The sequence below is a fragment of the Secundilactobacillus pentosiphilus genome (assembly GCF_002217985.1).
Classification (GTDB): Bacteria; Bacillota; Bacilli; order Lactobacillales; family Lactobacillaceae; genus Secundilactobacillus; species Secundilactobacillus pentosiphilus.
On sequence record NZ_BCMI01000047.1, the window covers coordinates 1 to 6,776 of the forward strand.

A 6,776-nucleotide genomic window follows, 5' to 3' on the forward strand; every position below is an offset into this window, starting at 1 on the left:
GATGAATTATTGTATTTCATCTGACAACCATAAAGGGATTATCGCAAAAATGGTTATACGACCACTTCTAGGTTCTTTTTTATTTTTCAAGTACGAATTCAAACCGTTCACCAACGTACTGCGTCCTCACGTATTCAAACGGTCGCCCATCTTGTAAGTACGAAATTTGACGTAAACGTAAAATGGCATCGCCACGTTTAATGTTTAAATATTCCGCGATTCTTTCCGATGCAGAAGAAGCAGAAACCATTTGCTTGGCATGCCCCGGCACTAAACCCTTCTTGGCTTCTAGTGTCCGGTATAGTGATTCAGAGACTTCCTGCTTAGAAAGGCCTTCGACGATCTCCAGCGGAATGGTGGCCACTTCAAAGCTAATTGGCACATCATCACCATATCGTACCCGCTCCATCCGAAGAACCTGGGTCTCATCTTTAAGTTTCAGCTTCTCACTTTCACTTAAAGACGGGCTCATCACGTGGTAAGAAATTGTTTTGCTGGATGGCTGTTTACCCTGAGCAAGCATTAGATCAGTAAATCCGGTGACCCCTGACATTTTTTCCTGTACTTTCTGATTAGCCACAAAAGTACCTGATCCAACAAAGCGCTCCAGAATTCCCTCTTCAACTAACGTTTGAATGGCTTGTCGAAGTGTCATTCGGCTGACGTGGAATTGAACAGCTAGCTCACGTTCTGAAGGAATTCGATCGCCAACAGACCATTTACCAGCCTCAATCGCTTTCTTGATTTCATTATGAATTTGAATATATACAGGTGATCCCATAAAATTTACGACCTTTCTTACCTAGCTAATCAGTTTGGCTCGCGTCAAATTCACGGCCATAACTATAGGTTGTTTGCAGATTAAGTGCACGATCAAAGACGTTTAGATCAGCGTCCATCCCTGGTAATAGCTTACCTTTTTGAGTTAAACCAAATTCCTCAGCCTGGTTAACAGCCGTCATTTGAACGGCGTCTTCAATGGTGCAACCCGTAAATGACATGACGTTACGAAAGGCATCATCGTAGCGTAATACTGAACCGGCTAAATTACCCGTTTCAAGCCGGGCCTGCTTATCTTTAACGATGACTTTTTGACCGCCAAGTTCGCTAATACCTTCAGGCATCCCCTTAGCGCGCATGGAATCAGTAACCAGTTCGATCCGGTGCGGCCCCTTTTGTTCATAAGCGAGTTTAATCATATCTGGCACAATGTGGAAACCATCGCAAATCAATTCAGCGTACATATTATCTTCTAGCATGGCGTGACCAGTAACGCCTGGTTCACGGTGCTTAAATTCCCGCTGAGCGTTATACAAATGGGTGACATGCGTCGCACGGCTGGCAAGCATTTGTGCTCTGGTAGCGTTACTGTGACCCACAGAAGGCACAATGTTATGGGCTAAGCAGTAATCTTCAAACGCTCTTGAGCCCTTATCTTCGGGCGCATAAGTGATTAATTTTACCATCCCGCCGGAAAGCTCATTCCAGTGATCTAATAACGAAACATCCGGGTCCTTAATGTACTTTTCTGGTTGAGCACCCTTATAAATGGCTGCAATAAACGGCCCTTCCAGATGAACGCCCTTGATAACCGGATTAACCTTCGCCGCTTCCCGGATACCCATCATGGCATGCGCAATATTGTCATTCGACTGCGTCATGGTCGTCGGGAAGACCGTTGTAATTCCCTCTTTAACCATGTGATTAACCATTTGATTGATCTGGTCAGCATCGCCATCCATGGAATCAAAGCCATACCCGCCATGGGTGTGAACATCAATAAATCCGGGAACGATCACCTGACCATTAACGAATTTAACTTCGTCTTTAGGTTGTGCCCGATAATCATTCATCTGACCAACTGCTTCAATGGTTTTGCTAAACCGAATATAACCATCGGAAATAACGTCATCACCAGTGTAAATTGTCGCGTGTTTCAACACGATACTCATAAACTCTTCCTCCCAATCAACTCTCATTTACTCGATTAAGTTTACGCGTTTATTATATACTGGTATAGACCATGTTGCAAGACCATTGTACCAGTGTTCAATGCTGTTTCATTTACCTTGCATAGGCCGGCAATTGATTGTTTAACCGCACTTATTCAGCGTTATTACGTTCAATTGTGGCATCGATCCCCTTAATTACGGAAGTCATAAAGCCCGCTTCTTCCATTGCCAGCAGTCCTGCTACCGTACTGCCGCCTGGCGACGACACTTGGTCGATCAAACCGAAGGGATTTTCATCAGAATTCAGGACCATTTCTGCGGAACCCATCACTGCTTGAGCAGCAATCTTAGTAGCCGCTTTCTTAGTTAACCCGTGTTTAACGCCCGCACGACTTAAACTATCGATAAAGAAATAGACGTAAGCCGGACTTGAACCAGCTAACGCGGAGAAGGTAGCAAAATCAGCTTCTGGTAACGTTACCGTACTGCCAACCGCATCAAATAACCCAATGGCCTCTTCTTTAGCTTTACCCGTTAAATTTTCGTTTGCATGAACGGCTGTCATCCCCGCACCAATGGCAACGTTGAGATTAGGCAACGTGCGTAGGATCGCTAGATCATAGCCTGCTAACTCGGCTAACCGTTCAAGCGTAAGCCCCGCTACAATCGAAATTAAAGTCTTTTTTTTAGGATCAAGCTGATCGCGAATTTCCTGTATGACCGGCGTAGCAACGTTAGGTGTCACGGCTAAAACAACCACGTCACTGTCCTTAACAACTTCAGAATTGCTATTCTTTGCAGTTACACCCGTTTTCTTAGCCACTTGTTCATACGTTGAAGCGTGTGCACTGTGAATCAATATCTCCGATGGCACCGATTTGTTTTGTTTAAGTAAACCCGTAATAATGGCTTGTGCCATACCACCGACACCGATGAATCCGATTTTCATAAGTATCACTCCTAAACGTTTTATTTAACCGTTATTGTATTAGCTACATTATAGCAAAATTTATGTGGTGGCACAGGTTTTCTGACACGGCGTAAATTCCGTAATTACTGCTACATGAGTGTAAACAAAAACCCATCAGCTAAAAACAGCTGATGGGTACTCGTACATAGATGATTGGGCTAGCTGGGTTCGAACCAGCGCATCACGGGATCAAAACCCGTTGCCTTACCACTTGGCTATAGCCCAATAAGAGATGGATGGGAGTGGATTCGAACCACCGAACCCGAAGGAGCGGATTTACAGTCCGCCGCGTTTAGCCAGACTTCGCTACCCATCCATAATTTAAAACAAAAACAACATCAATAACTATACAGCATATTGTATATCCAGTCAACACAAAGTTGGTTGATTGGGCTAGCTGGGTTCGAACCAGCGCATCACGGGATCAAAACCCGTTGCCTTACCACTTGGCTATAGCCCAATAAAGAAATGGATGGGAGTGGATTCGAACCACCGAACCCGAAGGAGCGGATTTACAGTCCGCCGCGTTTAGCCAGACTTCGCTACCCATCCATAATTGATTTACCATAAATCAACTTAATTATAATACCAAAAACAAGTTGGACTCGTCAAGCTGGTTTACCGTTATTTCTCATAAAAATTAGCCTTCAATTCTTTTTATCCGTTAAATCAATGACTCGTATTCGTTTCAACCATTCTGATTCAAATGTGTCAGTTAACCATTCGTGTCTTCTGGCAGTTCCGTACCCTACAGCCTGATTAAAATAAACAGTTCCCGCTAGCTTTCGTGGTTTCGGATGGATATGCATGTGACCGAATAACGCGTACCTAACGTGATATCGGGTTAGCAACTGGCCTGTCCGCGTGCTGCCTAACATAGCGTTAGCCATATTCCAGAACCGGTTATCGGACGTGATTCGTAAATATTCGATTCGGGGCACAAAGTGGGTCATGAATAACACGCGTTTCTTATCCTGCTGCGCCTGCCGTAATTGTCTTTCAATCGCCTGCAATTCTTGCGTCATTCTCTCCGGATCGCTCATCGGTTGTTCAATCGCACTGTCGATCCAGTAGGCCTGCTTCCAATGCCAAAAATCCGCTTCTGGCCGGTGTAAAACAGCGGAAAAAGTATAATCGTACCAGCCATTATTACCAATAATTCGCCAATCAGTGCCGGAAACATCCAGCTGTTTGCGGTGAAGATACGTGTTTGATATGCCGTTTTGAAGGCCATCATAGCTAATATCATTAACCATGTCGTGATTACCGGCAATAAACCTGACAAGGGTGTTAGGCGTCATTTTTTGCAGCCTCTCGGTAAATGATAGCGACCGGTTAAAGTGATTAAAGAGATCACCCGCAATTAAGTAAATGCCAATCTGATTTTCTTTCAGCCAAAGGCTTTGTTGCTCCAGGGTTTGTTCAATATCCACTTTATTAATATCCAGGTGCAGATCGCTCACCATTGCTACTTTAACCATTACTTTACTCCTACTAAAAAAGTTATGTCACGACAATATCGTAACATAACTTTTAAATGACTCGTTTATAGAACACCTTCCATTAAGCGTTTAATTGGCTTAATCATGAAGAACAAAACAATTCCGGCCGCAATAGCAACCAGTGCGTTGCCGGTGAAATAAGCAACTTCGTTCCCAGGTGTGTAGAATTTAACGATTTGTGAGTTAACGGCTTGCCCAGCTGAATCAGCTAAGAACCACATACTCATCATGGAAGATTGAAACGCCCTTGGTGCAAGTTTAGTCGTAACTGACAAACCAATTGGTGAAATCAATAATTCACCAATTTCAACGATTGCCCAACTACCTACTAACCAAAACGGGCTGACCTTTGCGTAAGCACCAAACATCGCTACTGGCACAACCATCAATAAGTATGAGAAACCGGTAATAACCATCCCCATAGAGAACTTAGCCGGTGATGAAGGTTGCTTTTTACCCAGTTTCGACCACATCGTAGCAAAAATTGGCGTGTAAATTAAAATAAATAATGGATTCAGTGTTTGATAATTAGCCGGGTTGATGTGGATGACCCAGTTAAAGATGTGAACGGTGTTATTCGTTTGTTGTTGTGCAAACAGCGCCAAAACCACCATTCCTTGTTCCTCAATTGCCCAGAAAATAGCTGCGGCAATAAATAGCGGAACGTAAGCCCAAACACGTGAACGTTCATGCTTAGTAACTTTTTTACTAGTCAACATGACTGTAAAGTAAGCAACAGGCGTTAAAATAGCGATGATACTCAGTAACGTAATGAAGTTGGCAATGTTAAACTGGCCAAACACGTACATGATCAACACTATCAGTGCGAAGGCAATAATCCCTAAACCAGCACGGAAAGATAACTTCTTAGCATCTCCTGGCTCTAACGGATCATCCGGATACAGTGAATCAGCACTCAAGTACTTCTTACCACCGTACCAGTAAGATACTAATCCAAAGAACATCCCAATTGCAGCCAATGAGAAACCAGCGTGGAAGTTAAATGCTGACCACATTGCGGGCACCACGATCGGTGCAACTAAAGATCCTAAGTTAATCCCAAACACAAAAATGGTAAAACCAGAATCACGACGGGTGTCTTCTGATGCGTACAAAGTCCCAACCATTTCTGAAACGTTTGGCTTCAATAAACCAGTACCAATTGTAATTAAACAAATAGAAATAAATAATGCTATTTTCCCAGCTGGTAGTGATAAACAAATATGACCAAACATGATCAAAACACCACCGTAAAATACAGTCTTACGGCTACCCCAGAGTCGGTCACTTAAAAAGCCGCCGAGTACTGAAGATAAGTAAACTAATGACCCGTAAATCGACATGATAGAGGCTGCAAGCCCCTTAGTCATGCCAAGGCCACCTTGAGCAATTGAGAAGTACATGTAGTAGATCAAAATTGCCTTCATACCATAGTAACTGAATCGTTCCCACATTTCAGTCATAAACAGCGTAGACAAACCACGCGGCTGACCGAAAAATGAGCGATCTAATTGCTTGTTTCCTTGGTTATCCAAAAAAAGCCCTCCAGACATCTCTCACTCAAGCAATACCATTTATTTACCGGAGTGATGATTAAAGGAGCGGAATACCGCTCCTCATAATATTCTAATTGAAACATATGGAGTATTATACGCCCGAATAGACGCTTGTGCAATCCTATTTAAGGTATAAAGTACTGGATAAAAGCGATTATTCGAGAATGATGTCTAGTAAAAAAATCATTTTATAGATTAGAATGCAACTCACTTTAGCCAGCAACTTTATTCTTATCTAATTCTGTCATGGCAAATTTAACCAGACTTTCACCATTGACCCAAGCATAAATATTATCTGGAATCCGTTTTACACGCGGATTGATTTTCCTTAAAGATGCACAATCATAACCAACCTGCGGTGCAACCAAAACGAGATCCGCTGTTTCCAAACCATCATTCTTAGCTGCAGCAAAACTCGTTGCTTCAAATGTAATCTCTGCGTGATAAGCCTCAGTGGATCGTTGAGCAGTCTCTTGCAATAATTGACTCGTAATACCACCAGCACATACGATTAATACAGTTGTCATCATGAATTACCTCCAAAAGTTTTGCGTTATGTATTAGCGCTTTCATGTTTTTAGACTACCACATGTTAATATATACCACAAGCGGAAATACCATCAAAGCGTCCTTAACTTTAGCGGTTTCAACATCTATACCAATTTTTAGAGCTGACCATTTTACTGGTTTAATTAACATTTCTGATTGGTACTTTTCGACTTAACTTTCCCCGTTTAGACAGAAAAAACAATCTAAGATTAGTTCTGATATTAATCGATGAAAATCGACTAATATC

The 6,776-nt window shown here is 42.6% G+C and carries 6 protein-coding genes and 4 tRNA genes; all 10 read right to left on the reverse strand.

Translation table 11 applies throughout. From position 1 onward, the window contains the following. Positions 1 to 79: 79 nt before the first annotated feature. Positions 80 to 781 carry a GntR family transcriptional regulator gene (locus tag CES81_RS12775; RefSeq protein ID WP_089088259.1) on the reverse strand — a complete coding sequence of 234 codons (702 nt, stop codon included), beginning with the start codon at positions 779 to 781 and terminating at the stop codon, positions 80 to 82. A gap of 25 nt (positions 782 to 806) precedes the next feature. After that, positions 807 to 1,952, reverse strand: a complete 1,146-nt coding sequence (gene nagA, locus CES81_RS12780) for an N-acetylglucosamine-6-phosphate deacetylase (RefSeq protein WP_089122098.1) — start codon at positions 1,950 to 1,952, stop codon at positions 807 to 809. 151 nt (positions 1,953 to 2,103) lie between these two features. Continuing rightward, positions 2,104 to 2,901 carry a pyrroline-5-carboxylate reductase gene (gene proC / locus CES81_RS12785; protein WP_089122099.1) on the reverse strand — a complete coding sequence of 266 codons (798 nt, stop codon included), beginning with the start codon at positions 2,899 to 2,901 and terminating at the stop codon, positions 2,104 to 2,106. A gap of 174 nt (positions 2,902 to 3,075) precedes the next feature. Further along, positions 3,076 to 3,147: transfer RNA gene (locus tag CES81_RS12790), tRNA-Gln, on the reverse strand. 8 nt (positions 3,148 to 3,155) lie between these two features. Continuing rightward, positions 3,156 to 3,238 (reverse strand) — tRNA-Tyr (locus tag CES81_RS12795). Positions 3,239 to 3,310: 72 nt separating this feature from the next. Then, positions 3,311 to 3,382 (reverse strand) — tRNA-Gln (locus CES81_RS12800). 9 nt (positions 3,383 to 3,391) lie between these two features. Further along, positions 3,392 to 3,474: transfer RNA gene (locus CES81_RS12805), tRNA-Tyr, on the reverse strand. Positions 3,475 to 3,569: 95 nt separating this feature from the next. Then, complete coding sequence (locus CES81_RS12810; RefSeq protein ID WP_225356408.1) at positions 3,570 to 4,403, reverse strand: metallophosphoesterase; 834 nt, start codon at positions 4,401 to 4,403, stop codon at positions 3,570 to 3,572. Between the two features lie 65 nt (positions 4,404 to 4,468). Beyond that, positions 4,469 to 5,959, reverse strand: coding sequence for a peptide MFS transporter (locus CES81_RS12815; protein WP_225356409.1), 1,491 nt, complete (start codon positions 5,957 to 5,959; stop codon positions 4,469 to 4,471). Positions 5,960 to 6,192: 233 nt separating this feature from the next. Beyond that, positions 6,193 to 6,510, reverse strand: a complete 318-nt coding sequence (locus tag CES81_RS12820; RefSeq protein WP_089089642.1) for a PTS sugar transporter subunit IIB — start codon at positions 6,508 to 6,510, stop codon at positions 6,193 to 6,195. Positions 6,511 to 6,776: the final 266 nt, after the last annotated feature.

Bases quoted from the DNA above. Each gene is read 5' to 3' on its own strand.
- CES81_RS12775 (WP_089088259.1), bottom strand. From the start codon at position 781: ATGGGATCACCTGTATATATTCAAATTCATAATGAAATCAAGAAAGCG.
- proC (WP_089122099.1), bottom strand. From the start codon at position 2,901: ATGAAAATCGGATTCATCGGTGTCGGTGGTATGGCACAAGCCATTATT.
- CES81_RS12810 (WP_225356408.1), bottom strand. From the start codon at position 4,403: ATGGTTAAAGTAGCAATGGTGAGCGATCTGCACCTGGATATTAATAAA.
- CES81_RS12820 (WP_089089642.1), bottom strand. From the start codon at position 6,510: ATGATGACAACTGTATTAATCGTATGTGCTGGTGGTATTACGAGTCAA.
- nagA (WP_089122098.1), bottom strand. From the start codon at position 1,952: ATGAGTATCGTGTTGAAACACGCGACAATTTACACTGGTGATGACGTT.